A 26,546-nucleotide genomic window follows, 5' to 3' on the forward strand; every position below is an offset into this window, starting at 1 on the left:
CTGACTAGCGCGGGGCTTCGTCCGGCTCAACGGGAAAGGCGTGGCCGAGAAAGCGCCAATAGACCAGAATCGTGCAGACAAAGACCGCGAACCCCAGCCAATAGGGCGCCAGCAAAGCCACGGGGCGCCCGGCCAGATCGCTGACAAAGCGGGTCAGCAGCCCCGCCGTCAACATCCCAAGCGGCGCCATGCCGATAGCAAACAAGCGATAGGCCGAGTTCACCCGCCCCAGCAACCGCCCCGGAATATGGCGCTGGCGATAGCTGACGGAGACGGTGTTCCACAACACGCCGCCAAATTCGCTGATGAAGAAGCCGATACAGATCAGCACCAGCCCCGGCATTCCAGCGCCGGACAGAAGCACCACCGCCGGAAAGACCAGCGTGGCGGCCATGCAATATTGCAGCACCCGCGACCGGCCAAGGCGCCTGACCACACGGTCATTGACCAGCCCGGCCAAAATGCCACCCAGCCCCCCCGCCGCCATGATCGCTGACAGGGCCAGCGGGCCAAGGCCAAGCCGTTCCTGCACGATCAGCACCAGCGTGATCATCATCGCCTCGAAAGCAAAGTTGAACATCCCGGTCAGGATCGCCAGCTTGCGCAGGATCGGGCTGCCCAGCAGAAAGGCGATCCCCTCGCGCAGTTCCTCGCGCCAGGGGCGGCGTTCGGTCTGTTGCTGCGGATCGGCGCGGAAATCGCCCCGCAGCCCCGCGACCAGCGCCACCGAAAGCGCCATGGCGGCGGCATTGACCCCGAAAGGCAGCGCCAGCGACAGGCCCAGTAGCAGGCCTGCCGCAGCCGTGCCGACGAAATTGTTCATCACGAATTCGACCGACCACAAGCGGCCATTGGCCCGTTCCAGATCGCGTTCATGGACCAGTGCGGGCAGCATGGTCTGGGCGGCATTGTCGCGCAGGACCTCGGCCACGCCAATGGTGATGGCGCAGAACGCGATCAGGGCAAAAATTCCAGGACGGTCGGTGCCGCGCAGGGGTGGTTCATCAAAGGGCAGTGCGGCCCAGATGGCAAGGCCGGCGGCGGCATAGGTGATGCTGCGCAGCAGATCAGCCGCAAGGATCAACCGCCGGCGGTCGAAGCGATCAACGATGATCCCGGCGGGCAGGGAAAAGACGAACCAAGGCGCCTTCAGCGCCACGGGGACCAGCGCGATCAGCAGCGGATCGCGGGTCAGCTGGGTCGCGATCCAGCCCCATGCGATAATGGCGATACCGTCGCCGAGATTGGTCAGGCCAGTGGCGGCGATGAAACGGTAAAGCGGTGTCATATGCGCAAGACTGCACCGGATGATCGACCGCAGCAAGGGGGCCTTCCGCCCCCTCTTGCGCCTGCCGGCGCAATTCACCCCCGAGGATATTTCGACACGGCTGATGGATCAGTCGGTCAGGTCAAAACCGACATGCATGGGCTGGCCGCCAACCTGATAATCAGCCTCGATCCGCAAGCCGGCCGTGGCGGGCGTCAGCTTGCCCAGAGAGCCAAGAGAGATCAGCGTCCCGGCCGGCATGTCATAGCCGCCCTGCTGGACCAGCCACAGCACGACATCCAGCGGATGACCCAGCAGCATCTCGCCATTGCCGATGCCGACGCTTTCACCATCGACCTTCAGATCGACGCTCAGCGCGGCAAGATCGGCAACGGGATCGGGCAGATCGGCGATCTTGATGCCCTGCCCCATGACCCCGCGCCAGGGCAGCACGCCATAGGCGGCCATGATCGGGCCCGTGGGTTTCAGGCCCTCTGCCAGCGCCAGGTCTGGCAGTTCGACAAAGGGGCGCACCTCGTCAAGCGCGGCGGCGATCTCTTCGCGGGTGGTGGCCTGGGCAATGGCCGGATCAGCGACGGTGACGATCAGATCCGCCTCATATAAGGGCGACCGGGTGCCCGCCAGCGAGACCGCCGTGCCGTCAGGCAGGATCATGTCGCGAAACAACGCGCCTGCGACCGGGCCGGAAACGCCGAAAGCCTCTTGTGCGGGTTTCGAGGTAAAGCCGACCTTGACGCCGATGGGCGCGCCCAGAGGATCCTGTAGCCTTTCGCGGAAATGGCCATAGGCGCAGGCGGCGTCCTGCATCGTGGTGACGAGCGGGTCAGGCAGACGTTCGCCCGCAAGCCAGCTGTCGGCTGCGGCAGACATGGCCTGGGGCGTGGGGCAGTCAGCCTGCGCAATGGCGGGGGCCAGCAGCAGCACGGCGGCAGTCAGGCGGATCATGGCATCATCCCTTCTGGACAGAACGGGATCAGCTTAGCGCCGCCCGCACGGATCGCGCCAGTGTTTCCGATGAGCCCTAGATCGAGACCTTGACAAAGCTGTCACGCAGGGCGGCCGACCAGGCCGCGCTCATCCGCGCGAAATCGGGATCGCCATCAAGAATACGGCGCTTGGCGCTGACCGTGCAGGCGTCCTTTTCGATCACCGCCAGATCCAGCGGCATGCCCACCGACAGATTGGATCGCAGCGTCGAATCCATCGACAACAGAACAGCCTTTTGCGCATCATGCAGGCTGGTCGCCGGGGTAACCACACGGTCGAGGATCGGTTTGCCGTATTTGTGTTCGCCGATCTGCAGGAATGGCGTATCCTCGGTCGCCTCGATGAAATTACCCTCTGGGTAAATCAGGAACATCCGCATATCGCCGCCCGCGCGCTGCCCGGCGACGATAAAGCTGGCCGAGGCCTGGCTCTGGTTCAGCTCGCGGCACTGATCGGCGATCTCGCGTCTGGTGCGCGACAGGGCATCACCGATCAGCGTGGCGACCTGCAACATCGTCGGCGCCTTCATGATCGAGGTGGTCTCGTCCGCCATCTCGTCGTCGATCGCCTCTTGCAGCCGGGCAAGCGTCGTCTGGGTGACCGACAGGGACCCCGCGGTCATGATGGCAATCACACGCTCGCCGGGGTTCTCGAAAAAGAACATCTTGCGATAGGTGGCGATATTGTCCAGCCCGGCATTCGTGCGGGTATCCGACAACAGCACCAGCCCGATATTCAGTTTCAGCCCAACGCAATAGGTCATTCTTGTGCAGCCTGCATATTCATCAGGCAGCATCTTATGTTTGTCGCTGCGGCACCGCAATTGCCAGTTTCGGCGATCCATCAGCCGTGCCCAAATATCCTCGGGGGTGAATTGGCCGTCAGGCCAAGAGGGGGCAGACAGCCCCCTTTTTCGCCGCCATCACCCCCTGGGCCTGATCGCGGGACTGAACTGCATCAGCGACAGGATCTCGAACAGCATCTGCGCGCCGGCATGGGCGGTGTTGTTGGTGGCGTCATAGGCAGGCGCCACCTCGACCAGATCGCCGCCGACGATGTTCAGCCCCTTCAACCCGCGCAGGATCGTCATTGCCTCGCGCGTGGACAGCCCGCCGATTTCGGGCGTGCCGGTGCCCGGCGCATAGGCCGGGTCCAGACTGTCAATGTCGAAGCTGACATAGACCGGGCCGTCACCCGCCACCGCGCGGGCCTGGGCGATGATGTCAGGAATGCGGACCTCGGATATGTCGCGGCCATGCACGACGGTCATGCCCGAGGCATAGGAAAACTCCCACACATAGCCCGACGCCCCACGAATCCCGATCTGGATCGTGCGTTCCGGGTCCAGCACGCCATCCAGCACGGCGTTGCGGAAGGGGCCGCCATGATGGAACTTTTCGCCCTCATAGCTGCCTCCGGTGTCGCAATGGGCGTCGATATGGATCATGCCAACAGGCCGGTCGCGACCCACGGCGCGCAGCACCGCATGGCTGACAGAGTGATCGCCGCCCACACCCAGGGGCAGCGCCCCGGCAGACAGGATGCGGTCGACAAAAGCGGTGATGTCATCCAGGCTTTGATGCAGGTCGAAGCGCGACCGGAACGGCACGTCGCCGATATCGGCCACGGCCATCTCATGCACCGGCGCATTGCCAAGCGCATCGTTCCACGGTCCCACACGCTCGATCGCGCGCAGGGCGCGCGGGCCAAAGCGCGCGCCGTTGCGGTTGGTCACAGCCAGATCCATCGGCATGCCATATAGCGCCACATCCAGCCCGGCGGGATCGCCGGCACGAACCGGCGCATCCAGCAGCGTGGGCATCCCCGCATAGGGCGCGGTCCGGCGGTCGCCGTCGCGAAAGATCAGCCGGGCGATCCGGGCAAATTCCGGATCTCCACTGTCGCCACCCGTGCCATCGGCAAATCGCGCCCTCAGCGCCTGAAGCTTGTCATCGGACCACATGGTGCTAGCCTTTCCCAGAACCGTTTCCACAAGGATCAGACCGATGCGCCAGATTTTCCCCATAACCCGCCGAGGCTTCCTGTCGACCGGCATAGCCGGTGTCGGGCTGGTGGTGATGCACCCGTTCTCGGCCCGTGCGCAGGCCGGGCAGGCGCATCTGAGGATCCTGGAGACGACCGATCTGCATGTGAACATCTGGCCATATGATTACTATGCCGACAAGCCCGTCGATACGGTTGGGCTGGCGCGAACGGCGGCCTTGGTCGACGCGGTGCGCAGCGAGGCGACAAACAGCATGCTGCTGGACAATGGCGACTTTCTTCAGGGTAATCCGATGGGCGATTACATCGCCTATGAACGCGGCTTGGATCAGGGGCAGATGCACCCGATCGTGACGGCGATGAATGCAGCCGGGGTCGAAGGCAGCACATTGGGAAACCACGAATTCAACTATGGCCTGACCTTCCTGAAGGACGCGATTGCAGACGCTGCCTTCCCTGTCGTGTGCTGCAATGTGGTAACGCAGGCCGGCGAGACGCCCGAACAGGATGCCACGCTGGTCCCGCCCTATGTGGTGCTGGAACGCGAAATTATCGACGGCACGGGCGCGACGCATCCGATCCGTATCGGGTTGATTGGCTTTGTGCCGCCGCAGATCATGCAATGGGACCGCAAGCATCTGGAAGGCAACGTAACCACACGCGGCATCGTCGAGGCGGCGCAGGCATGGGTGCCGAAACTGCGCGCCGAGGGTGTCGATCTGGTCATCGCCCTGTCCCATTCCGGCATCGACCCGCTGCCGCTGGACGCCGATGCCGAAAACGCCTCGCTGGCGCTGGCCGGGGTCGAGGGGATCGACGTGGTGCTGACCGGGCATCAGCATCGGGTCTTCCCCGGCCCCGATTACGAGGGGATCGAGGGCGTCGACGCGACCGCCGGCACCCTGGCCGGCAAGCCCGCCGTCATGGCCGGGTTCTGGGGCAGCCATATGGGGCTGATCGACCTGATGCTGGAACGGCAGGGGGATGGCTGGGTCATCACCGGCCATACGGTCGAGGCACGCCCGATCTATGAACGCGATGCCGACCGCAATATCGTGCCGTTGGTCGAAAGCGTTGCTGCGGTTCAGAGCAGCGTCTCCGAAGAACATCAGCAGACGCTGGACTATGTCCGCCAGCCGGTCGGCAAAAGCTCGGCGCCGCTTTACAGCTATTTCGCGCTGGTGGCCGATGATCCAAGCGTTCAGATCGTCACCAATGCGCAGGCCTGGTACATCGCACAGATGATGGCCGGCACCCCGAACGAGGGCCTGCCGGTCCTGTCGGCCGGCGCGCCCTTCAAGGCCGGCGGGCGCGGCGGGCCGGATTACTATACCGACGTGCCGGCGGGCGATGTGGCGATCAGGAACGTGGCGGACCTCTATCTTTATCCCAATACCATCCGCGCCGTGAAAATCACCGGCGCGCAGGTCAAGGACTGGCTGGAACGCAGCGCCGGCATCTTCAACCAGATCACGCCGGGCGGGGCCGATCAGCTGCTGCTGAACCCCGAATTTCCCAGCTATAATTTCGACGTGATCGACGGGGTTACCTATCTCATCGACCTGTCCCAGCCCTCGAAATTCGACAGCGAGGGTGCGCTGGCCGACGAAACCGCCAACCGCATCACCGATCTGGCCTTTGACGGCCAGCCCATCGACCCTAAGGCGGAATTCATCGTCGCCACCAACAACTATCGCGCCGGCGGCGGCGGCAGCTTTCCGGGCAATGACGGCAGCACCATCGTCTTTGAAGGGCCGGACACGAACCGCGACATCATCGTGCGCTATATCGTTGAACAGGGCACCATCGACCCGGCCGCCGATGGCAACTGGTCCTTTGCGCCGCTGGATGGTGCGACCGTGCTGTTCGACACCGGCCCCAGGGCGGCCGACTATCTGGCCGAGGTCAAGGGCCTGACGGTTGAACCCGCCGGCGATGGCGATGACGGCTTCGCCCGTTTCCGCATCACGCTGTAGCGCCCATTCTCAAACGGTCGCGGGACGCAATGAAAGCCGGGCTTTGCCCGGCTTTCCCTTTGGCCTCACCGGCATCGGCCCGGCCACCCTATAGCGGCTTGACCATGCGAAAGACATGATCGCCCTGCTCCGTCCGGCGCCAGTCGCCCGTCGCGGCAAACCCTTCGCGTTCCCAAAAGGCCCGCCCGCGCGGATTGCGATCCAGCACGCCCAGATACAGGCTCGGGCAATCGGCCTGCCGGGCCAGCGCCTCAACATGGGCCAGAAAACGCCGTCCATTGCCGGCGCCCTGCGCCCATGGTCCAAGAATCATCAGCCCCAGATAGGCATCTTCGGGGCGCGGAAAGGCAAAGGACAGCTCTGCCAGCCCCGACAATCTGTCGCCCAGAAACAGCCCAAGCCGATGCGAGGCCTCGGGGTCGCTGCCCGGCGGGCAATCGTCAAAGAACTCTTGCGCCTTTGCCGGGCCGGGGGCCGCGCCCTCGGCCAGCAGCCAGAAATCCGGTGCATCGGCATAGAAGGCGGTAACCAGCGGCAGGTCGGCCACGGGGTCCAGCGGGCGGATATGAAGGTCGGTCATCGCTCGGGCGGGGTCCAGTCAGCGGGGGGCACGTTGCGACGATAAAGCCGCAACGCCAGCCCGATGCCAACCCCCACCCCGATGGCCAGCGCCAGATCGGTCAGCACCGTCAACACCAGTGTCAGCAGCATCAGCGCCCGGTCGGATCGCCTTGCGCGCATGTATTCGGGCCAGCGATGCGGCTCGCTCATGTTCCAGGCGGTCAGGATCAGCAGCCCGGCCAGCGCCGGCATCGCCAGATAGCCGGCCAGCGGCGCGGCCATCAGCATCACGATCAGGATGACCAGCGCATGAACGATGCCGGCAACCGGCGTGCGCCCGCCTGCACCCACATTGGTCGCGGTGCGCGCGATGGCGCCCGTGGCCGGCAGCCCGCCGAACAGCGCCGATCCCAGATTGGCCGCACCCTGCGCCACCAGCTCGGCATTCGGGCGATGGCGCCCGCCGATCATCCGGTCGGCAACAATGGCCGACAGCAACGATTCCACCCCGGCCAGAAAGGCGATGACCAATGCCGAGGGCAGCAGCGTCACCATCCGCTGATAGCCCAGATCAGGCAGGGCCGGCGCAGGCAGCTGATCCGGCAGCGCCCCAAAGCGCGAGGCGATGCTGTCCACCGGCAACCCCGCCACCGCCACCAGCGCCGATGCCACAGCCACCGCCACGATCAGCCCCGGCATCCGCGGGAAGGCGCGGCGCAAAGCTATAATCCCCGCCATGGTGCCAAGCCCGATGGCAAGGCTGGCCGGGTTCAGACTGCCCCGCGCCGCCCAAAGCGCGGGCAGTTTCTCGACGAAATCCGCTGGCACCTGATCCATCGCCAGACCCAGCAGATCCTTGACCTGGCTGGTGGCGATGATGATGGCAATGCCGATGGTGAACCCGTTGATCACCGCCTCGGGGACCAGCGCGATCAGCCGCCCGGCCCGCAACCATCCTGCGAGCAGCAGGATGATCCCGCCCATGAAGGTCGCCAGCACCAGCCCGTCATAGCCATGTTCCGCGATCACGCCATAGACGACGACGATAAAGGCCCCGGTCGGCCCGCCGATCTGCACCCGGCTGCCGCCAAGTGCCGAGATCAGGAACCCCGCAACGATGGCCGTGACCAATCCCGTGCCCGGATCGGCACCCGAGGCAATGGCGATGGCCAGGCTCAGCGGGATCGCGACCATGGCAACCGTCACGCCGGCGGCCAGATCGGCGATGAAGGCTGCGCGGGTATAACCGGGCAAGGTGGTCAATATCTTGGGCTTCATGGCGCATCATTGGCGCCCCAACCCACCATTTTTCAAGACAAATCTCAGCAGGTCAGCCGTTCGGCCCACCCGCCCTCAGCCCCGCGCCTGCCCGTCGACGATCATGATCGGATGGCCCCTGGAACAGGCCTCGAACCGGGCCTCGACGCCGTAAAGCCGCCGCACCAGATCGGAATTGACCACCTCGGTGGTCTCGCCCACCGCCTCCATCCGGCCACCGGCAATCGCGAGGGTCATCTGACAATAGCGCAGGACCTGGTTCAGATCATGCAGCGCAAGGATGACGACGGCACCCGTCGATCGCGCATAGTCGCGCAACAGCTCCAGCACCTCGAACTGGCGATACAGGTCCAGGGCCGAGGTCGGCTCGTCCATCAGCACCACACGGGGCTGGCAGACAAGCGTTTGCGCGATCGAGACCAGCTGGCGCTGACCGCCCGAAAGCTCGGTCAGTTGGCGAAAGGCCAGATCCTCGATCTTCAGCGATTTCAGCGCATCATCGACCGCCGCCAGTTCGGCCGGATCAAGCCGCCAACTGCGCTTGTCCTGTTTCAGCGCCAGAACCACCGCCTCATAGACAGTCAGCGCCGCCGAGGTGTTGGTTTCTTGCGGCATGTAGCGCAGATCATGCGGTGCGGCGCCATGGATCACGGTCGTTCCAGCCCCATCCAACTGCCCGGCAATCCGCCGGAACAGCGTTGATTTGCCGGCAGCGTTCGCCCCGATCAGCGCGGTCAGACGCCCGCCGTGCAGCGCGGGTGTGGTGACATCGCTGAAAATCGCCTTGCGGCCATAGCGCGCCGCCAGGCCCGACAGCGTGACGCTTACCATTGGCGTCTCCCATGGGTGAAGATCAGCGCGGCAAAGAACGGCACCCCGACCAGCGCGGTGATCACCCCGATGGGCATGACCGCGCCGGGCAGCAACACCTTGGACAGAACCGAGGTGGCCGACAGGATCAGCGCCCCGGCCAGGATAGAGCCGGGCAGGAAGAACCGCTGATCCTCGCCCAGCAAAAGCCGGGCGACATGCGGGCCGACAATGCCGATAAAGCCGATCGTGCCGACGAAGGACACCGGCACCGCCGCCAGCAGGCTGACAAGCAGCAGCGTTTCCAGCCGCAGCCGCCGCACCGGCACGCCCATGGCGGCGGCCCGCGTCTCGCCAAGGCGGATCGCGGTCAGCGCCCAGGCCCGGCGGGCGAAATGCGGTGTGCACAGGACCAGGATCAGCGCCGTCACCGCCACCTTGGTCCAGGTCGCCTTGGTCAGGCTGCCCATGGTCCAGAACACCACGGCCGCCAGCGCCTGTTCCGAGGCGACATATTCCAGCAGCGCCAGCGCCGCGTTGAAGGTGAATACCAGCGCGATCCCCAGCAGGATGATGGTTTCCGTCGTCACCCCGCGCATCGAGGACAGCCCATAGATCAGAAACGAGGCCGCCATGGCCATCGCAAAGGCATTCAGCGGCACCATCAGGCCAATCGCGCCGGGTATGATCGTCACGCCCAGAACCATGGCCATGGCCGCGCCGAAACTGGCGGCGGCGGACAGGCCCAGGGTGAAGGGGCTTGCCAGGGGATTGGCCAGGATGGTCTGCATCTGCGCCCCGGCCAGCGACAGGCAGCCGCCGACCGTCACCGCCATCAGCGCCATGGGCATGCGGATGTCCCAGATCACCACGCGCATCTGAAGATCGGCCGAGCCGGGAAACAGGATCGTCCGAAATACATCTGGCAGCGGGTAGCGCGCCGGACCAAGCGAGATGTCCACGCCGACGCTGAGGACAAGCAGCGCCCCCAGAACGAACAGCAGCGCCAGCCGTCTGGTGACGAGCCGCGCGTAGCGATGGGTAGTGGCTGCTTCGGCGGCGGGTGCCGCGTCAGTGACTGTGCTCATCAGAAGTTTCCTTCCGGGTGCGGGCGACCTGCGCCGCCCGCAAGGCCCGCATCAATTCAGCGAGACGAAATATCCAGGGCGATACTCGACCGGCAGGAAGCGCCGGTGCAATTCGGCGAAGGTGGCGTCGGGATCGAGATCCGCAAACAGGTCCGGGTGCAGCCATTTTGCCAGCTGCTGCACGGCGACGAACTGATAAGGACTGTTGTAGAACTGGTGCCAGATCGCATGCACCTGCCCTGTCTCGGCAGCCTTGACGCCCGCATAGGCGGGGCGGTCCATCAGATTGGCCAGCTTTTGCCGCGCGACATCAAGATCGGCACCCGAGCCGACCCCGACCCATGCCCCGCCCGGCACATACATTTCCCAGTTCGCCCCGGTGATCACCACCTGATCGGGGTTCGAGGCCACGACCTGTTCGGGGTTCACCGTTCCAAAGGTGCCGGGAATGAACTCGCTGGCCAGGTTGGTGCCGCCGGCGATCTCGACCATGCGGCCGAAATTCTCGTCCCCGAAGGACATGCAGCAATCCTCGCCATAGCCACCGGCGCGTTCGACAAAGACCAGCGGCCGTTGCAGGTCGGGCTGTGCCTCGATGACATCGGTGACCCGCGCCATTTCCTGACGGTAGAAATCATTGAACTCGCTGGCGCGATCTTCCTTGCCGAACAGGGTGCCGATGATCTCCATCGAGGCGGCGGTGTGTTCCATCGGCTGCTCGCGGAAGTCGACATAGACCAGCGGGATCCCCACTGCCGCAAGCTTCTCGATATAGCCGCCTTCCTCGGTCGCGGCCTTGGATTCAAGGTTCATGATGATGACATCGGGCGACAGCGACACCGCCTGTTCGATGTCGAACGTGCCGTCCTTCATGCCGCCGAACGTGGGAATGTCGTCGATCGCGGGAAAGACCTCTTTATAGGCGTTATAGCCATCAAGATCAGCCTTCATGAAATCGTCGCGCCAGCCGACCACGCGGCCAAAGGGATCCTCGGTATCCAGAACCGAGGCAAAGAAGATCTGGCGCCCCTCGCCAAGAATGACGCGCTGGACCGGAGTTTCGACCTCGACCGTGCGACCGGCGATGTCGGTGATGGTGGTGGTATCGGCCAGCGCGCCGGTCGCCAGCACGCAGCCAAACATCAATGCGCCAAAATGGCCGTGACAAGGTTTCATCGAAAGCCCTCATATGAAATCAGATATGGCCTAAATTACCCGAGTGTTATAGTCAATTATCTTTCATGGTCTGGCCTTTGGGCGGCGGGCCATGGCAGATCGCGCCTTCGGGCAAGGGGAATGTGGCAGGGCATGGACAGGCAGGGCGTTAGCGGGCCGGGCATCGGCGGGGCGAACCGGGATTTGCGCGACGAGATCCGCGAATACTGGTCGGATCGCGCGGCGACCTTTGATCAGGACCCTGGGCACAAGATTTCCCAAGGGGCCGAGCGGCGCGCATGGGCGGCGTTGTTTCAGCGCCATCTGGGGCCTGCCGATGGCCGACGCCTGCTGGATCTGGCCTCGGGGACGGGCGAGATCAGCCTGCTTGGGCATGATCTGGGCTTTTCGGTCACCGGGTTGGACTGGTCCGAGCCGATGCTGCAAAAGGCCCGCGACAAGGCGGCGGCGGCAGGTGCGGATGTGACCTTCCTGCAAGCCGATGCCGAACGAACCCTGGAACCGGATGCCAGCTATGATGCAATCACCGCCCGGCATCTGGTCTGGACGCTGGTAGACCCGTCGGCGGCCTTTAGCGAATGGTATCGCATCTTGAAGCCGGGCGGGGTTGCCCTGCTGGTAGACGGAGATTTCGTCAATCGTTCAGCCGTTCATGCGATGCTGGCGCGCATGCTTGGACTGGCGCAGCGGGGGGCAGGCCATGGTCATGACGCGGAACGCCACGGCGCCATCCTGTCCCGCGTGCATTTTCGGCAGGGCGCCCGCGCCGAAGAGGTCGCCGCCCTGCTGGATCAGGCAGGATTCGTGGATGTCAGGATCGACCGGGCTTTGGGCCGCGTTCACCTGGCGCAGCGAAGAACGCTTGGCTGGCGGAAATCGCTGCTGCGGCTGAATGAACACCGCTATGCGATCAGCGCGCGGAAAAAGGCCTGACCTGCCGGGCAAGGTGCCGCGACAGGTCAGGGTTCACATCAGAACTCGCGTTTCAGGATCGTGCGATCGACAGACAGCGGGCCGGCACCGAACGCCGCCAGAAACAGCGCGGCAACGGTCCACAGCGCCGACAGGCCCTCGGCCTTGAACTGGACCTGATGCAGGAAGGTGGCCCCGCCATCGGCCGCAAGGTTGCGCAGCCCGTCCTCGGTGAACAGCGCCTGCCCGGCGGCTTGCGCGGCGGCGATGCCTTCCTGGGTCAGGGCGAGATCGCCATAGGGATGGGTCAGGTGGAACCAATAGGTCACCGCCAGCATGATGCCATTGGCCAGCGCCGCCGGCCGGGTCAGAAAGCCGGTCAGGATCAGCACCCCGCCTGCGAATTGCATCACCGCCAGCACCGCCGACCACAACCAGCCGGGATAAAGGCCAAGACCCTCGGTAAACCCGGCCATTGCGAAAGGAGCAAGGATCTTGGGCCAACCCTCCAGGATCAGCAGCCAACCGACCACAAGGCGCAAACCGACAAATGCCAGGGGCTTGGCCAAACGGTCATAGAACGGGCCCATGAAGGGCAGGATCAGTGGGGTATTTGAATTTGGCATCGTTCACTCCTCGGGGTTCGGGCAAGACGCCCGGTCAGGATATGACTGAATTGTCTGCCAAATGTGCCCACCAGCGGCCCGCAGCACAAGCATGCCGGGACAGATCGCCATGTTCGAAAAAAGCGAACGACGTGCCCGATCCGGTCACACCACGAAGGACACTGATCCCGCTGCTGCTGTCTCGCAACCACCGATCCGCTGCCCGGCCGTGGCTGGCCTCGCCATTGCGGCCGCCATCCGTTATGAGCAGCGCAAGTTGTAACGGGTGCAAGGAAGGCCAAGATGGGCTGGACGATCTTTCTGGTGGTTTGCGCAGCGGTTGTGGCCGTTGGCCTGTATGTCATCTACGCATATAACGCGCTGGTCACTGCACGGCAGCGCAGCCAGGAAGCCTGGAGCGGCATCGACGTGCAGTTGAAACGGCGCAGCAATCTGGTGCCGAATCTGGTCGAGACGGTCAAAGGCTATGCCGGGCACGAGAAAGACCTGCTGGAAGAGGTGACCCAGATGCGCAGCAAGGTGGATCACAGCGGCGATGCCGCCGTGGACCAGCGCGCCGCGGCCGAAGGCCAGCTTGGTGGCGCCCTTATTCGGCTGATGGCCGTGGCCGAGAACTATCCGGCCCTGCGCGCCAGCGAGAATTTCCAGGCCCTTCAGACGTCGCTGGATGAAATCGAGCGTGATATCCAGCATGCCCGGCGCTATTACAACGGCGCGGCCCGGATGCAGAACATCCGCGTGCAAAGCTTTCCCTCGAACCTGATCGCCACGCGCTTTGGCTTTGATCTGGCGCAGTTCTTCGAGCTGGATTCGCCCGATGAACGCCAGGTTCCGGCCGTCTCGTTCTGATCATGCGGTATCTGCTGCGCCTGGGGCTTTTTCTGCTGATCACGCTGGCCGTCCAGCCGGCGCTGGCCGATGAACGGATCCTGTCCTTTGACAGCCTCATCGAGGTCCAGCCCGATGGCGATTATCTGGTGACCGAGACGATCCGCGTCCAGGCCGAGGGCGATCAGATCGGCCGGGGCATCTATCGCGATTTTCCGATCGTCGTCCGCGACGGCATTCGCAATATGCGTGTGGGATTTACCCTGATCTCGGCCGAGCGCGACGGCAAACCCGAAATCAGCAGCATCGTCAACGGCTCGCGCGCGATCCGCCTTTATCTGGGCGATCCCGACCGGCTGCTGCCCTGGGGTGAATATACATATCGCATCACCTATCGCACCGACCGGCAGCTGCGCCGGTTCGACAGCCATGACGAGGTCTATTGGAACGCCACCGGCACCGAATGGATCTTTCCGATCGACAGGGCGACGGCCACGGTCCGCCTGCCGCAAGGCGCCCAGATCGACCGTCTGGCCGCCTTTACCGGGGCGTTTGGCGAAACCGGAACCGATGCGGTCTGGCAGCAGACCGACCCGCAGACGGTGACCTTCCAGACCACCCGCCCGCTTGATCCGCGCGAGGGAATCACCGTCGCCGTCAGCTTTCAGCCGGGCCTGATCCCGCCTCCCGACCGGGACCGCCAGATCGAATGGCTGCTGCGCGACCACCGCGTGGGACTGTGGGCCGTGGGTGGCCTTATCGTGGTGTTTCTCTATTATTTCCTGGTCTGGTGGCTTTTCGGTCGCGACCCTCCGCGGGGCGTGGTTTTCCCGCGATGGGAACCGCCCAGAGGCCTGACAGCCGCCCTGACCCGCAGTGTCTGGCGCAACAAGGTGCTGGAAGAGGGCGAGGCATTGTCGCTAACCCTTGTCGAAATGGCATCGCGGGGCCTGATCACGCTGGACCGGACCGATGGTGTGATGACCATCACCCGCGCCACAGTGCCGGACCCCGGCAAGCTGACCCCCGAACAGAACCTGGTGCTGAAGGCGGTTCAGCAGGCTGGCTCGACGCTGCCGATCAACCGCGCCAATGGCAGCCGGATCACCGCGCTGCAATCGAGCGTGGCCGGCAGCCTGAACGGCCAGTTCCGCGCCCTGCATGCCTATCGGCGCCAGGGGCTCAGCCGGTTTGTGGGCTTTGCCCTGACGGTGGGGCTGATCATCGCGATCCCGCAGATGCTGCCGCCCAAGCTGAACGTCATCATGGCAGTTTTCGGTCTGCTATGCATGCTGGCGCTGCTGATCGTCCGCCTGATGCTGGCCAATCGCAATGGCCGTATCGCCGGCCGGATCGGCGCGATTTTCGGGCTGTTCATGCTGTCTCCGTTCCTGATCATGATGGGCATCGGCATTGTCGTTCAGGGGGGCGAGCTGCTGATGCCCGCAGCCATGCTGGGCATGACGCTGGTCGGTATGGTCTTTGCCCCGATCCTGGGCGGGCCGACGCATAGCGGCCAGGTCTCGCTGGATCAGATCAGAGGGCTCCAAGACTATATCGAGGTGGCCGAGGCAGACCGGCTGAAACTGGTCGACGCCCCGCCCATGTCGCGCCTGCATTTCGAACGCATCCTTCCCTTCGCGATGGCGCTGGATCTGGAACAGAACTGGGTGGCGCGGTTCAATGAGTGGCTGGCAACGGTCGACGGGACGACGGCCGAGCAGGCGGCCCAGACTGGCAGCAACGACCTCGGCCGGCTTCGCAGCGACGAATTTTCGCTGGCGCGTCTTTACACCGGGCGCGGGGCCGGGCTGGCCCCAAGCATCGAAAGGCAGCTTGCCTCCAGCTATACCTCGGCCTTGCCCATCGCCAGATCGTCATCGTCGGGGTTCTCGTCGGGAGGCGGGTCGTCATCCTCCAGCAGCTCATCGGGCGGCTCATCGGGCGGCTCGTCCGGCGGTGGTGGCGGCGGCGGCGGTGGCGGCGGCTGGTAGCGCGCCGCCCGCACCAGCGGGGCATTGCGGCAGCGCGCCGGCTGTGCGACCCTGCCAGCGGAAACTTGCCAAATTTGTGCCGAGGTTACCATGTATCGCATTACGATTGCCGCGGCACTCGCCGCACTGCTGACCCCATTTGCCGCCCTGCCCACCGCTGCGCAGGACGATTCGCTGATCCCGCCCCGCCGCATGGCGATCACCCAGAATATCGACCTGCCGGGCAGCGACCTGCGGCAGGTTTTCGATGTCAGCATGGATGCCTGCCTGCGCAACTGCCTGGCCGACAGCGCCTGCGCGGCGGTCACCTATAATGCGCAAGCCTCAGCCTGTTTCCCGAAATCGGCCTTCGGCGCCATAGAGCCATTTCAGGGCGCGTTTTCAGGCCGGGTGATCGAAGCTTCGGGCGATGCCGAGGCGCTGGCCCGCCGCCGCGCCGAGGCCGCGCCCTTTATCCAGCCCACCCTGCTGGCAGCCGCAAGGGAACAGGCCGAGGGCATGGCCGACTATATGACCGGCGGGCTGGATGGCGAGACGCTGTCGGAATATGCCCGCAACGCCGTGGGCACGGGCGAGTTCGCGCAGGGCCAACGCCTGCTGGGCGCAGCCGTCGCGCTGGATGACCGGGCCGAGGATTGGGGCGGCTTTGCCGAGCTGATCCTGACGATGGGTTCGGATTATTCCGACCGGCAGGCGACGCAGGCGGCAGCCGTCAATGCCTATCTGCGCGCCCAAAGCGATGCCACCGCCGCCGAGGCGTTGCTGTTGCTGGGTCGGGTCTTCGAGGATGACGATCGCGGCCGCGACGCGCTGGCGGCATTGCGGCTGGCCAATAGCCTGGATTCCCGCGAGGATATTCAGCAGGCCTTGCAGGATGCCGATGAGAAATATGGCTTCCGCATCACCGATCAGGTCGTCGAATCCGACCAGGCCGCGCCGCGTATCTGCGCCACATTCAACGATAACCTTCAGGAATCGCTGGATTACACCCCCTATGTCGCGCTGCCGCAGTCGGGCCTGTCGGTCGAAGCCAACGCCGACCGCCTGTGCATCGTCGGTCTGGACCATGGCGCCCGCTATACGGTGACCTTCCGCGAAGGCTTGCCCTCGACTGCCGGAGAGACGCTGTCGCGCAATGTCGAGATGACGCAATATATCCGTGATCGTCAGCCGCTGGTCCGGTTCGAGGGGCGCAACTACATCCTGCCGCGCATGGCCGATGCCGGGTTGCCAGTGGTGACGGTGAATACCGAACAGCTGGACCTGCGGCTGATCCGCATTTCGGACCGCAACCTCGTGCAGACGCTGCGCGACGGCTATCTGGCGCGGCCGCTGGATTACTGGTCCGAACAGAACCTGACCTATAGTCTGGGCGATGTGGTCTGGGAAGGTCAGGCCGATGTCGGCCGCGAGCTGAACACCGAAATCACCACCCGCCTGCCGATCCAGGAAGTGACCGGCCCGCTTGGCGCGGGCATCTATGCGCTTCAGGTGCAGATCCCCGAGACCAGCCCGGACGAGGTCGCACCGGCAACGCAGTGGTTCGTCATCTCGGATCTTGGCATTTCGGCGCTGGCTGGCGTCGACGGGCTGCATGTCGTGGTGCGCGGGCTGACCGACACGAAAGCCCGCGCCGGCGCGCGCGTGGCGCTGATCTCGCGCGGCAATGATGTGCTGGCCGAAATCCCGACGGACAATCAGGGCGTTGCGCTGTTCCTGCCTGCGATCGCCAATGGCGAGGGTAATTCCGCGCCCGCCGCGATCACCGTGGTCGATGGCGATGACATGGCCTTCCTGCCGCTGACCGACCCCGAGTTTGACCTGTCCGACCGGGGCGTCGAAGGAATGCCCCCCGCCCCGCCGGTCGATGTGTTCCTGACCGCCGACCGGGGCGCCTATCGCGCCGGCGACACGATCCACACGACCATCCTTGCCCGCAATGGCGCCGATCAGCGGGGGCTGTCCGGCCTGCCGCTGACTGCCGTGCTGATGCGTCCCGACGGGGTCGAGATGACCCGCCAGATCGCGCCCGAGGCCGGCGCCGGCGGCCACACGGCCGATTTCGTCCTGCCCGTCACCGCCCCGCGCGGCACCTGGCGCGTCGATGTGCTGGCCGATCCCGAGGCCCCGCCGCTGGCCTCGGCCCGCGTGCTGGTCGAAGATTTCCTACCTGAGCGGCTGGATTTCACCCCGGTGATGCCCGAGGGGCCGCTGGCCATGGACGCGCTGCCCGATATTTCAGTCGATGTGCGCTATCTGTTTGGCGCGCCGGGTGCCGGGCTGACGGTCGAGGGCGAAACACGGCTGTCGGGCGCAACCGAGTTGCCGCAGTTCCAGGGCTATCACTTCGGGCTGTATGACGACCGTTTCGATCCCAGGGCCGATATGCTGCTGGGCGGCGAAACCGATGATCAGGGCCATCTGACGCTGACGGCGACCCTGCCCGATGCGGGAACAGCCGCTGACCGCCCGTTGACCGCCGATTTCATCGTCTCGGTCCGGGAAGGCTCGGGCCGCCCGGTCGAGCGCGTCGTGACCCGGACCGTGCTGCCCAACCAGCCCGTCGCCGGTATCCGCCCCCTGTTCGAGGATGATGCCGTGGCCGAAGGCACCGAGGCCGAATTTTCGGTCATCGCCATCGGCCCGGACGGGCAGCAGACCGCGACGCCGGCCAGTTGGGTCGTGAACCGGATCACCACGGATTATCAGTGGTATTCCATCGGTGGACGGTGGGATTACGAAAGGATCGACCGCCGCGACCGGATCGCCGCCGGCGATCTACAACTGACGGCCGACGCGCCGGCGCAGGTCAAGCTGCCGGTCGATTGGGGCCGCTATGAGATCGTGGTGACGCCGCAGGGCGGTGGCGCTGCCTCTTACAGCTTTGATTCCGGCTGGTATACGGTTGCCGGTTCCTTGCAGACGCCTGACCGGCTGTCTGTCGCGCTGGACCAGCCGCGCTATCGCGCCGGCGACACGGCCACGGCGCTGGTCGAGGCCCCGGCAGATGGCGTCGCGCTGGTTTCGGTGCTGACCAACCGGGTCGTCGACATGAAACTGGTGCCGATCAGTGCCGGTCAGAACCGGATCGAGCTGCCGGTGACCGATGCCTGGGGCACGGGCGCCTATATCACCGCCAGCGCGATCCGCGCGGTGGGGGCGGATGGCGGCCATGCGCCGGTGCGCGCGCTTGGCCTGGCCCATGCCGGGATCGAGCCGGGTGACAGGGCGCTGACCGCCGTGATCGAGGCCCCGGCCGAGGCCGATCCGCGCGGGATGATGCCCGTGACCCTGCGGGTCGAGGGCGCAGAGGGCGGCGATGCCGTCCATGCCACGCTGGCCGCGGTTGATCTGGGTATCCTGAACCTGACCGGCTTCAAATCGCCCGACCCTTCGGCGCATTATTTCGGCCAGCGCAGGCTGGGCGTCGCGATCCGCGACATCTATGGCAGGCTGATCGACGGTCAGGCCGGGGCGCAGGGTGCAATCCGGTCAGGCGGCGATGCAATGGCGCAACTGTCCACGCAATCGCCACCCCCGACCGAGGAATTGCTCAGCTGGTTCTCGGGTCCGCTGGTGCTGGATGACAATGGCGCGGCCGAGGTGCAGATCCCGCTGCCGGCCTTTAACGGCACGGTGCGGCTGATGGCGGTGGTCTGGTCCGACAAGGGCGTGGGCCAGGCTGAACAGGACGTGCTGGTGCGCGACCCGGTGGTGCTGACGGCCTCGGCCCCGCGCTTCATGGCGCCGGGCGATCAGGCGCGGGTGCTGCTGGAACTGACCCATGCCAGCGGGCCGTCCGGCCAGATTGGCCTGGGCGTGACGGCCGACGGGCTGACTGCGGGCGAGTTGCCGCAGACGGTGACGCTGGCCGACAAGGCGACCGAGCGGTTGTCGCTGCCGATCACCGCGCCCAATGCGGTGGGACCGACGCAATTGGCGCTGTCGGTGACGACACCCGATGGCAAGCTGCTGGAAAAGCGGCTGACCATCCCGGTCATCGCCAATGGCGCCACGACCAGCCGCGAAAGCCGCTTTACGCTGGCGGCGGGCGACGATCTGACCCTGCCGGCGGAACTGCTGGAAAACATGCTGCCCGGCACCGCGACGGCCACGCTGGCGCTTGGCCCGGCGGCGCGGTTCGACGCGGCCTCGATCCTGCGCGGGCTGGCCGACTATCCCTATGGCTGCACCGAGCAGATCACCTCGAAGGCCATGCCCTTGCTGGCCTTTTCCGAGGCCGCGCGCGGCATGCCCGATGCCGAGCGCGCCGGCGAACGTGTCGATCAGGCCATCGCCCGCGTGCTGACGCGGCAGGCGGCCAGCGGTGCATTCGGCCTGTGGTCGCCCGAAAACGGCGATGACTGGCTGAACGCCTATGTCACCGACTTCCTGTCGCGGGCGCGTGCGGCCGGTCATGACGTGCCTGATCAGGCCTTCCGCATGGCGCTGGACCGGCTGCGCAACTCGGTCAACTATGCCGCCGATTTCGACGCGGACAGCAATGGCGGCGGGGAATCGCTGGCCTATGCGCTGATGGTCCTGGCCCGCGAGGGCGCCGTGCCGGTCGGTGATCTGCGCTACTATGCCGATGTGAAAGGGGCCGAGTTCGGCACCCCGCTGGCGGCCGCGCAACTGGGTGCGGCGCTGGCCATGTATGGCGATCAGCGCCGGGCGGATGCGATGTTCCGCCATGCCAGCGACATGCTGAACCCGGCGGGCGAGGAGGCCTATACCTATCGCGACGATTATGGCACGCGGCTGCGCGACCTTGCGGGGGTGCTGTCGCTGGCCTCGGCTTCGGGCACGCAGGTTATGTCGCTGGACGGGTTGGGCGACAGCCTGGCCCGCGCGCTGAACGGGCAGACCCTGTCCCCGCAAGAGGCCGTCTGGTCCCTGATGGCGGCGGGGCAACTGGCCGCCGGCGATGGCGGGCGCGGCTTTACGCTGAACGGCGAGCCGCTGGATGGCCGGCTGATCCGCGACGTGACCGGCGATGGCGAAGCGGTGATCCATAACGGATCTGGCCGGGAAGAGTTGGTGACCGTGACCCTGACCGGGGTGCCCGCAACGCCGGAACCGGCGGGCGGCAAGGGCTATACCATCACGCGGGAATATTACACGCATGATGGCGCGGTGGCCGATCCCTCGATGGTGGCGCAGGGCGACCGGCTGGTCGCGGTGCTGACGGTGAGCCCGCATCAGGCCGGTGGTGGCCGGCTGATCATCGACGACCCGCTGCCTGCCGGGTTCGAGATCGAAAACCCGCATCTGATCCGGCAGGGCGACAATACCGCGCTGGACTGGCTGGACGCGCTGAGCGATGTCGAGGCGTCCGAGTTCCGCGATGACCGTTTCATCACGGCGGTCGACTGGCATTCGGATGACAGCTTCCGGCTGGCCTATAACATCCGGGTGATCACGCCGGGCAGCTTTGCCCATCCGGCGGCCAGCGTGATGGACATGTATCGCCCCGACTGGCGCGCATGGACGGATGCCGGTCGCGTCGCCGTGACCGAATAATCATGGGCTGGCTGCGGCGGCATGGGCTGTTCGCGGTGGCGGCGGCGCTGCTGGTCACCGCTGCCGCCCGCGACCAGTTGGATGACTGGGTCGCCCGGACCCAGCTGCCGCCGCTGGTCGTTGCCACCGGCGCCGAGGTGGTGGCGCGCGATGGCAGCCTGCTGCGCGCCTTTGCCGTGGCCGACGGGCGCTGGCGGCTGGAACCGGGGCCGGTCGATCCGGCCTTTGTCGACATGCTGCTGACCTATGAGGATCACCGTTTCTGGCGGCATTCCGGGGTGGACGGGCTGGCGCTGATCCGCGCCGCCGGGCAATCGGTGCTGGCCGGGCGCGTGGTCTCGGGCGGCTCGACACTGACGATGCAGGTCGCGCGGCTGCTGGAGGAAGGCCCGACCGGCCAATGGGGCGGTAAACTTCGCCAGATGCGCGTCGCGCTGGCGCTGGAGCGGCGCCTGGACAAGCAGCAGATCCTGGATCTTTATCTGCGGCTTGCGCCCTATGGCGGCAATCTGGAGGGCGTCCGTGCCGCCAGCCTGTCCTGGTTCGGAAAGGAGCCGCGCCGCCTGACCCCGGCGGAATCGGCACTGCTGGTCGCCCTGCCGCAATCGCCCGCCGCCCGGCAGCCCGACCGCAACCCCGGCAATGCCATGGCGGCGCGGCGCCGGGTGCTGGATCGCGCGCTGGCCGCCGGCCTTCTGGATACCGAACAGGCGCAGGGCGCGAACTCGACCGCTCTGCCCATGACCCGCCGCCCCTTTCCGGCGCTGGCCCCGCATCTGACCGCGCGCCTGCATCGCGAAAGTCCCGAGGCGCTGCGCATCGCCACCACCATCGACGCCGGCCTGCAACGCGCGGCCGAGGCGCTGGCCCGCCGCGCCGTTGCCGGCCAGACCGCGCAGATCACCGTCGCCATGCTGCTGGCCGATCATCGGACGGGCGAAATTCTGGCCCAGGTCGATGGCGCCGAATGGACCAATACTGCACGGGCCGGCTTTGTCGAGATGTCGGGCGCGCTGCGGTCGCCCGGATCGACGCTGAAGCCTTTTGTCTATGGGCTGGCCTTCGATCAGGGGCTGGCCCATCCCGAAACGCTGATCGAGGATCGCCCCGTCGCCTTTGGCGCCTATGCGCCGCAGAATTTCGACCGGCGGTTTCAGGGCACGGTGACGGTGGCCAATGCGCTGCTGGCATCACTGAACATTCCGGTGGTGCGGCTGGCCGATGCGCTTGGCCCCGCGCGGCTGATCGCAGCGCTGGACCGGGCCGGCGCGCCGCTGGTGGTGCCGGGTGGGCAACCGGGACTGGCGGTTGCTCTCGGCGGGGCGGGCATCAGCCTTGGCGGGCTGGTGCAGGCCTATGCCGGTCTGGCCGAGGGCGGGATTGCCGTAACCCTGTCGCCACTGCCGGAACGAGGCGGTTCGACCGGGCGCCGGTTCATGGGCGATGTGGCGGCCTGGCAGGTCGGGCATATCCTGTCGCAGATGCCGCCCCCGCCCGGTGCGGTGCCCGGCCGCATCGCCTATAAGACCGGCACCAGCTATGGCCATCGCGACGCGCTGGCTGTCGGGTTCGACGGTGCCCATGTGGGCGGGGTCTGGATGGGCCGGGCCGATGGCACGCCGGTGCCGGGCGCCTTTGGCGGTGATCTGGCCGCGCCGCTGCTGTTCGAACTGTTCGACCGCGCCCGCGCCGGCGGCACGCCCCTGCCACCGCCGCCGTCCTCGACCCTGATTTTGCCCAATGCCCGCCTGCCCGAACCACTGCGCCGGTTCCGCCCGCCGGGCGAGGCGCTTGCCGAACGCGCCCCGGACGCGCCCGAAATGGCCTTTCCACCCGAGGGTGCGCGGATCGAGACGCCCGACGGGCGGCTGGTGGTCAAGGTTCGCAACGGCGTGCCGCCCTTTACCTGGCTGGCCGACGGCCGCCCTGTGGCCATCGCCCGCCACGAATCGGCGATCGAGCTGGACCTGCCCGAAACCGGGCTGGTGCGTCTCTCGGTCATTGACGTGCAGGGTCGTGCAGATTCGGTAAACGTGGTATTGCAGCGATAGTCGGAACCGAAATGCCGGATTGCCGTACTGACTGAAAAACACGGGTTGACTCATAAATTGGAACGTTCTAATAAAAATTGGAACGATCCATTGCCGGGAGAGATGCGATGCGCTGGGGTTTGGTCGGGGCCAGCAACATAGCGGCCGAACACATGATCGGCGCGATGCGTGCCACGGGCGGCAATGTCCGCTCGGTTCTCAGTTCCAGTGCGGATCGGGCGCGGGACTATGCCGCGCAGAACGGCATTGAAACGGGATACAGCGATCTGGCACAGATGCTGGCCGATCCTGAACTGGACGCGGTCTATATCTCGACCACCAATGAAAAGCACTTCCCGCAGGCGATGGCAGCCATCGCAGCGGGCAAGCATGTGCTTTGCGAAAAGCCGCTGGCGATGTCGGTGGCCGACGCCGTCACAATGGTGCGTGTGGCGCGGGGTGCTGGGCTGGTCTTTGCCACCAACCACCACCTGCGCAACGCGGGCAGCCATCTGGCGATTCGCGACCTGATCGCCTCGGGCCGCATCGGCACGGTGCTGAGCGTACGGGTCTTTCACGCGGTCCACCTGCCGCCGCATCTGCAAGGCTGGCGCATCGACAATCCGGCGGCGGGCGGCGGGGTCATTCCCGACATCACCGTCCATGATGCCGATACCGTGCGCTTCCATCTGGGCGAGGATCCGGTTTCTGTCGTGGCCATGTCGGCGTCATCAGGCATGGGTCAGGGCGTCGAGGACAGCGTCATGTCGGTCTGGGCCATGCCATCAGGCGCGCAGGTGATGGCGCATGAAAGTTTCACACATCAATTCGCGGGAACGGGGATCGAGATCCACGGCACCGAGGGGTCGATCTTCGCGCAAGGCGTGATGACCCAGCAGCCCGTGGGCCAGATCGAACTGGTCACCGAGGCCGGCCGCGAAGCCGTCAGCTATTCCAACCACAATCTATATGAACGCGCGGTCGGCCTGTTCACCGATGCCGTTTCGGGCAATGCCAGCCCGTCGGCCGATGGCCGTGATGGTGTCGCCTCGCTGGCCGTGGCGCAGGCCGTGGCACGGGCCGCACAGACCGGCCAAAGAACTGATGTCGACTATGGGGGTCTGTAAGATGGGCAAGATCGTTTCTGCGGCCGAGGCCGTTTCGCGCATTCAGGACGGCGCCGTTGTGACGGTTTCCTCGTCCTCGGCGCTTGGCTGCCCGGATGCGGTGCTGAAGGCCCTTGGCGCGCGTTTCGATGCCGAGGGGCATCCGCGCGGCCTGACCACGCTGCACCCCATCGCGGCGGGGGACATGTATGGCGTGAAGGGCGTCGATCACATCGCCAAGGATGGGCTGCTGAGCCGGATTCTGGGCGGGTCATACCCTTCGGGTCCGTCCTCGCTGGAGATGCCGGAAATCTGGAAGATGGTCGTGGAAAACCGCGTCCTCGCCTATAACGTGCCCTCGGGGATCATGTTCGACATGCATCGCGACGTGGCCGCGCGCCGGCCCGGCGTGCTGACCCGCGTGGGGCTGGATACCTTTGTCGATCCGATCCGGCAGGGCTGTGCGATGAACGATGTCGCCGCCGCCGAACCGATTGTTTTCCGGCAGGAATTCGCGGGTCAGACCTGGCTGCATTTCCCCAATATCGTGCCGGATGTGGCCATCATCCGCGCCACCACGGCGGATGAGGCAGGCAACCTGACCTATGAACACGAGGGCGCCTATCTGGGCGGTCTGGATCAGGCGATTGCGACCCGCAATCATGGCGGGCTGGTCATCGCGCAGGTCAAGCGGGTGACGGCGGCAGGCAGCTTGCGCCCCCATGACGTGCATGTGCCGGGCCATCTGGTCGATCTGGTCGTCGTCGCGCCCGATCAGCGCCAGACCACCGAAACCGATTACGACCCCGCCATCAGCGGCCAGATCATGCGTCCGTGGAGCAGCTTTTCGCTGGCCGAACATGGCGTCGAAAAGATCATCGCCCGCCGCGCCGCGCTGGAGCTGCGCCGTGGCCAGACCGCGAACCTTGGCTTTGGCATTTCCGCCATGGTGCCGCGCATCCTGCTGGAGGCGGGTGAGGAGCAGGCCGTGACCTGGGCCATCGAACAGGGCGCGGTGGGCGGCATGCCGCTGACCGGCTTTGCCTTTGGCTGCGCGTCCAACGCCTATGGTTTCGTGCCCTCGCCCAACCAGTTCAGCTATTTCCAGGGCGGCGGGTTTGACATGTCGTTCCTGTCGTTTCTGGAAGTGGATGTTCAGGGGAACGTCAATGTCTCGAAACTAGGCAAGAAGCCCTATCTGACGGCGGGCTGCGGCGGGTTCGTGGATATCACCGCGAATGCGAAGAAGATCGTCTTTTCGGGCTTCTTCGAGGCTGCGGCGGAATTCGATCTGTCAGCCGACGGCTTGCGCATCAGCAAACCGGGCAAGTTCACCAAGATGGTGGATGAGGTCGAGCACGTCACTTTCTCGGGCCGCCGTGCGGTCGAGACGGGGCAGGACATTCTGTATATCACCGAACGCTGCGTGATCCGGCTGACGCCCGAGGGGCTGGTTGCCACCGAAATCATGCCGGGGATCGAGCCGCAGCGCGATATCGTCGCCGCCTCGCAGGGTCGGGTAAAGCTGGCGGAAAACGCCTCGGTGATGCCGAAATCGCTGCTGGCCGAAGGGCCGATGGAGCTGGCGCTGTGAGTGCGGTTCACCTGACGGTTGACGGTGGTATTGCCACCTTGCGGCTGGACAATCCGGGCAAGCTGAATGCCTTCACGCCGGATATGCTGGCCGAACTGGCCGCCCATTGCGATACGCTGGACCGCGATGATGCGGTGCGCGCGGTGCTGCTGACCTCGGAAGGTGAGCGGGCCTTTTGTGCGGGCGCGGATATCAAGGCATGGGCCGGCTATGCCCCCGCCGAATTCGCCCGCATCTGGGTGCGCGAAGGGCATCGCATCTTTGACCGGCTGGCGCGGCTGTCCAAGCCGACGATTGCCGTCATTCAGGCCCATGCCTTTGGCGGCGGGCTGGAGCTGGCCTCGGCCTGCGATATCCGGGTGATGGCGCCGGGGGCCACGCTGGCGCTGCCCGAGTCGCAGGTCGGCATCGTGCCGGGCTGGTCTGGAACGCAGCGGCTGGCACGGTTGCTGCCAGAGCCGGTGCTGAAGGAAATGGCGCTGTTCGGGCGCAGGCTGTCGGCTGATCGCGCGCTGGCCTGCGGCTTTGTGGCCGAGATTGCCTCGGACCCGCTGGCCACCGCCAGCGAGATCGCGGCCAAGCTGCTGACCACCTCGCCCCGCGCCACCGAGGTCGCGAAATACATGATCCACGCCGCCGTTGGCGAGGATCGCGATGCCATGATCGAGGCGCTTGGGTCGGGCATGATCGCCGCCAGCGCCGACAAGGCCGAGGGCGTTGCCGCCTTTGCCGAGAAACGCAAACCCGTCTTTCCGGGGAAATGAC

19 protein-coding genes are annotated in these 26,546 nt (G+C 65.7%); 9 read left to right on the forward strand and 10 right to left on the reverse strand.

Annotated elements, in window-relative coordinates; genetic code table 11:
* Nucleotides 1–4: 4 nt before the first annotated feature.
* The 4 genes from FNJ84_RS03680 to speB form a co-directional block, all read right to left on the reverse strand.
* Nucleotides 5–1,288, reverse strand: coding sequence for an MFS transporter (locus tag FNJ84_RS03680; RefSeq protein WP_143791606.1), 1,284 nt, complete (start codon nt 1,286–1,288; stop codon nt 5–7).
* 108 nt (nt 1,289–1,396) lie between these two features.
* A complete protein-coding gene (locus tag FNJ84_RS03685) occupies nt 1,397–2,233 on the reverse strand; it encodes a 2-keto-4-pentenoate hydratase (RefSeq protein WP_255471024.1) in 837 nt (278 codons plus the stop codon).
* 76 nt (nt 2,234–2,309) lie between these two features.
* Nucleotides 2,310–3,038, reverse strand: a complete 729-nt coding sequence (locus tag FNJ84_RS03690; RefSeq protein WP_143791608.1) for a peptidase — start codon at nt 3,036–3,038, stop codon at nt 2,310–2,312.
* Between the two features lie 159 nt (nt 3,039–3,197).
* Nucleotides 3,198–4,301: an agmatinase gene (gene speB / locus FNJ84_RS03695; protein WP_221931928.1), complete on the reverse strand. Its 1,104-nt coding sequence runs from the start codon at nt 4,299–4,301 to the stop codon at nt 3,198–3,200.
* Here speB and FNJ84_RS03700 point away from each other — a divergent pair.
* On the forward strand, nt 4,282–6,255 hold the full coding sequence (locus FNJ84_RS03700) for a bifunctional 2',3'-cyclic-nucleotide 2'-phosphodiesterase/3'-nucleotidase (RefSeq protein WP_143791610.1): 1,974 nt from the start codon (nt 4,282–4,284) through the stop codon (nt 6,253–6,255). The two genes, speB and FNJ84_RS03700, sit on opposite strands and share 20 nt — an antisense overlap.
* A gap of 88 nt (nt 6,256–6,343) precedes the next feature.
* Here the strand turns inward: FNJ84_RS03700 and FNJ84_RS03705 are convergent, their stop codons facing one another.
* From FNJ84_RS03705 to FNJ84_RS03725, 5 genes are all read right to left on the reverse strand, one after another.
* Nucleotides 6,344–6,835 carry a GNAT family N-acetyltransferase gene (locus FNJ84_RS03705; RefSeq protein WP_143791612.1) on the reverse strand — a complete coding sequence of 164 codons (492 nt, stop codon included), beginning with the start codon at nt 6,833–6,835 and terminating at the stop codon, nt 6,344–6,346.
* A complete protein-coding gene (locus FNJ84_RS03710) occupies nt 6,832–8,094 on the reverse strand; it encodes a SulP family inorganic anion transporter (RefSeq protein ID WP_143791614.1) in 1,263 nt (420 codons plus the stop codon). The genes FNJ84_RS03705 and FNJ84_RS03710 overlap by 4 nt, the downstream gene beginning before the upstream one ends.
* Before the next feature lie 75 nt (nt 8,095–8,169).
* Nucleotides 8,170–8,925 carry an ABC transporter ATP-binding protein gene (locus FNJ84_RS03715; RefSeq protein ID WP_143791616.1) on the reverse strand — a complete coding sequence of 252 codons (756 nt, stop codon included), beginning with the start codon at nt 8,923–8,925 and terminating at the stop codon, nt 8,170–8,172.
* Nucleotides 8,919–9,992 (reverse strand): iron ABC transporter permease, encoded by a 1,074-nt coding sequence (locus FNJ84_RS03720; protein ID WP_143791619.1) that lies wholly within the window; start codon nt 9,990–9,992, stop codon nt 8,919–8,921. Before FNJ84_RS03720 ends, FNJ84_RS03715 begins: the two co-directional genes overlap by 7 nt.
* A 51-nt stretch (nt 9,993–10,043) precedes the next feature.
* Nucleotides 10,044–11,168, reverse strand: coding sequence for an ABC transporter substrate-binding protein (locus FNJ84_RS03725; RefSeq protein ID WP_143791620.1), 1,125 nt, complete (start codon nt 11,166–11,168; stop codon nt 10,044–10,046).
* 120 nt (nt 11,169–11,288) lie between these two features.
* Here FNJ84_RS03725 and FNJ84_RS03730 point away from each other — a divergent pair, with 120 nt between their 5' ends.
* On the forward strand, nt 11,289–12,101 hold the full coding sequence (locus tag FNJ84_RS03730) for a class I SAM-dependent methyltransferase (RefSeq protein ID WP_255471025.1): 813 nt from the start codon (nt 11,289–11,291) through the stop codon (nt 12,099–12,101).
* A 38-nt stretch (nt 12,102–12,139) separates the two neighbouring features.
* On the opposite strand, the gene FNJ84_RS03735 is transcribed toward FNJ84_RS03730, so the two are convergent.
* Nucleotides 12,140–12,706, reverse strand: a complete 567-nt coding sequence (locus FNJ84_RS03735; RefSeq protein WP_143791625.1) for a DoxX family protein — start codon at nt 12,704–12,706, stop codon at nt 12,140–12,142.
* Nucleotides 12,707–12,988: 282 nt separating this feature from the next.
* On the opposite strand from FNJ84_RS03735, the gene FNJ84_RS03740 reads away from it, so the two are divergent.
* From FNJ84_RS03740 to FNJ84_RS03770, 7 genes are all read left to right on the forward strand, one after another.
* The gene (locus FNJ84_RS03740; protein ID WP_143791627.1) at nt 12,989–13,555 is read left to right on the forward strand and encodes a LemA family protein; all 567 of its coding nucleotides are present in this window, start codon (nt 12,989–12,991) and stop codon (nt 13,553–13,555) included.
* Nucleotides 13,556–13,557: 2 nt separating this feature from the next.
* On the forward strand, nt 13,558–15,528 hold the full coding sequence (locus FNJ84_RS03745) for a DUF2207 domain-containing protein (protein ID WP_143791629.1): 1,971 nt from the start codon (nt 13,558–13,560) through the stop codon (nt 15,526–15,528).
* A gap of 90 nt (nt 15,529–15,618) precedes the next feature.
* Nucleotides 15,619–21,051 carry an alpha-2-macroglobulin family protein gene (locus tag FNJ84_RS03750; RefSeq protein ID WP_143791631.1) on the forward strand — a complete coding sequence of 1,811 codons (5,433 nt, stop codon included), beginning with the start codon at nt 15,619–15,621 and terminating at the stop codon, nt 21,049–21,051.
* 2 nt (nt 21,052–21,053) lie between these two features.
* Entirely contained in the window at nt 21,054–23,102 is a 2,049-nt protein-coding gene (pbpC, locus tag FNJ84_RS03755; RefSeq protein ID WP_143791633.1) for a penicillin-binding protein 1C, read from the forward strand.
* 107 nt (nt 23,103–23,209) lie between these two features.
* Nucleotides 23,210–24,208, forward strand: a complete 999-nt coding sequence (locus FNJ84_RS03760) for a Gfo/Idh/MocA family protein (protein ID WP_143791634.1) — start codon at nt 23,210–23,212, stop codon at nt 24,206–24,208.
* Nucleotide 24,209: 1 nt separating this feature from the next.
* Nucleotides 24,210–25,781: an acyl CoA:acetate/3-ketoacid CoA transferase gene (locus tag FNJ84_RS03765; protein WP_143791636.1), complete on the forward strand. Its 1,572-nt coding sequence runs from the start codon at nt 24,210–24,212 to the stop codon at nt 25,779–25,781.
* A complete protein-coding gene (locus FNJ84_RS03770) occupies nt 25,778–26,545 on the forward strand; it encodes an enoyl-CoA hydratase/isomerase family protein (protein ID WP_143791638.1) in 768 nt (255 codons plus the stop codon). Before FNJ84_RS03765 ends, FNJ84_RS03770 begins: the two co-directional genes overlap by 4 nt.
* Nucleotide 26,546 lies beyond the last annotated feature (1 nt).

Source organism: Paracoccus sp. M683 (assembly GCF_007096355.1).
GTDB lineage: Bacteria > Pseudomonadota > Alphaproteobacteria > Rhodobacterales > Rhodobacteraceae > Paracoccus.

Bases quoted from the DNA above. Each gene is read 5' to 3' on its own strand.
- FNJ84_RS03680 (WP_143791606.1), bottom strand. From the start codon at position 1,288: ATGACACCGCTTTACCGTTTCATCGCCGCCACTGGCCTGACCAATCTC.
- FNJ84_RS03685 (WP_255471024.1), bottom strand. From the start codon at position 2,233: ATGATCCGCCTGACTGCCGCCGTGCTGCTGCTGGCCCCCGCCATTGCG.
- FNJ84_RS03690 (WP_143791608.1), bottom strand. From the start codon at position 3,038: ATGACCTATTGCGTTGGGCTGAAACTGAATATCGGGCTGGTGCTGTTG.
- FNJ84_RS03700 (WP_143791610.1), top strand. From the start codon at position 4,282: ATGCGCCAGATTTTCCCCATAACCCGCCGAGGCTTCCTGTCGACCGGC.
- speB (WP_221931928.1), bottom strand. From the start codon at position 4,301: ATGGGGAAAATCTGGCGCATCGGTCTGATCCTTGTGGAAACGGTTCTG.
- FNJ84_RS03705 (WP_143791612.1), bottom strand. From the start codon at position 6,835: ATGACCGACCTTCATATCCGCCCGCTGGACCCCGTGGCCGACCTGCCG.
- FNJ84_RS03710 (WP_143791614.1), bottom strand. From the start codon at position 8,094: ATGAAGCCCAAGATATTGACCACCTTGCCCGGTTATACCCGCGCAGCC.
- FNJ84_RS03715 (WP_143791616.1), bottom strand. From the start codon at position 8,925: ATGGTAAGCGTCACGCTGTCGGGCCTGGCGGCGCGCTATGGCCGCAAG.
- FNJ84_RS03720 (WP_143791619.1), bottom strand. From the start codon at position 9,992: ATGAGCACAGTCACTGACGCGGCACCCGCCGCCGAAGCAGCCACTACC.
- FNJ84_RS03725 (WP_143791620.1), bottom strand. From the start codon at position 11,168: ATGAAACCTTGTCACGGCCATTTTGGCGCATTGATGTTTGGCTGCGTG.
- FNJ84_RS03730 (WP_255471025.1), top strand. From the start codon at position 11,289: ATGTGGCAGGGCATGGACAGGCAGGGCGTTAGCGGGCCGGGCATCGGC.
- FNJ84_RS03735 (WP_143791625.1), bottom strand. From the start codon at position 12,706: ATGCCAAATTCAAATACCCCACTGATCCTGCCCTTCATGGGCCCGTTC.
- FNJ84_RS03740 (WP_143791627.1), top strand. From the start codon at position 12,989: ATGGGCTGGACGATCTTTCTGGTGGTTTGCGCAGCGGTTGTGGCCGTT.
- FNJ84_RS03745 (WP_143791629.1), top strand. From the start codon at position 13,558: ATGCGGTATCTGCTGCGCCTGGGGCTTTTTCTGCTGATCACGCTGGCC.
- FNJ84_RS03750 (WP_143791631.1), top strand. From the start codon at position 15,619: ATGTATCGCATTACGATTGCCGCGGCACTCGCCGCACTGCTGACCCCA.
- pbpC (WP_143791633.1), top strand. From the start codon at position 21,054: ATGGGCTGGCTGCGGCGGCATGGGCTGTTCGCGGTGGCGGCGGCGCTG.
- FNJ84_RS03760 (WP_143791634.1), top strand. From the start codon at position 23,210: ATGCGCTGGGGTTTGGTCGGGGCCAGCAACATAGCGGCCGAACACATG.
- FNJ84_RS03765 (WP_143791636.1), top strand. From the start codon at position 24,210: ATGGGCAAGATCGTTTCTGCGGCCGAGGCCGTTTCGCGCATTCAGGAC.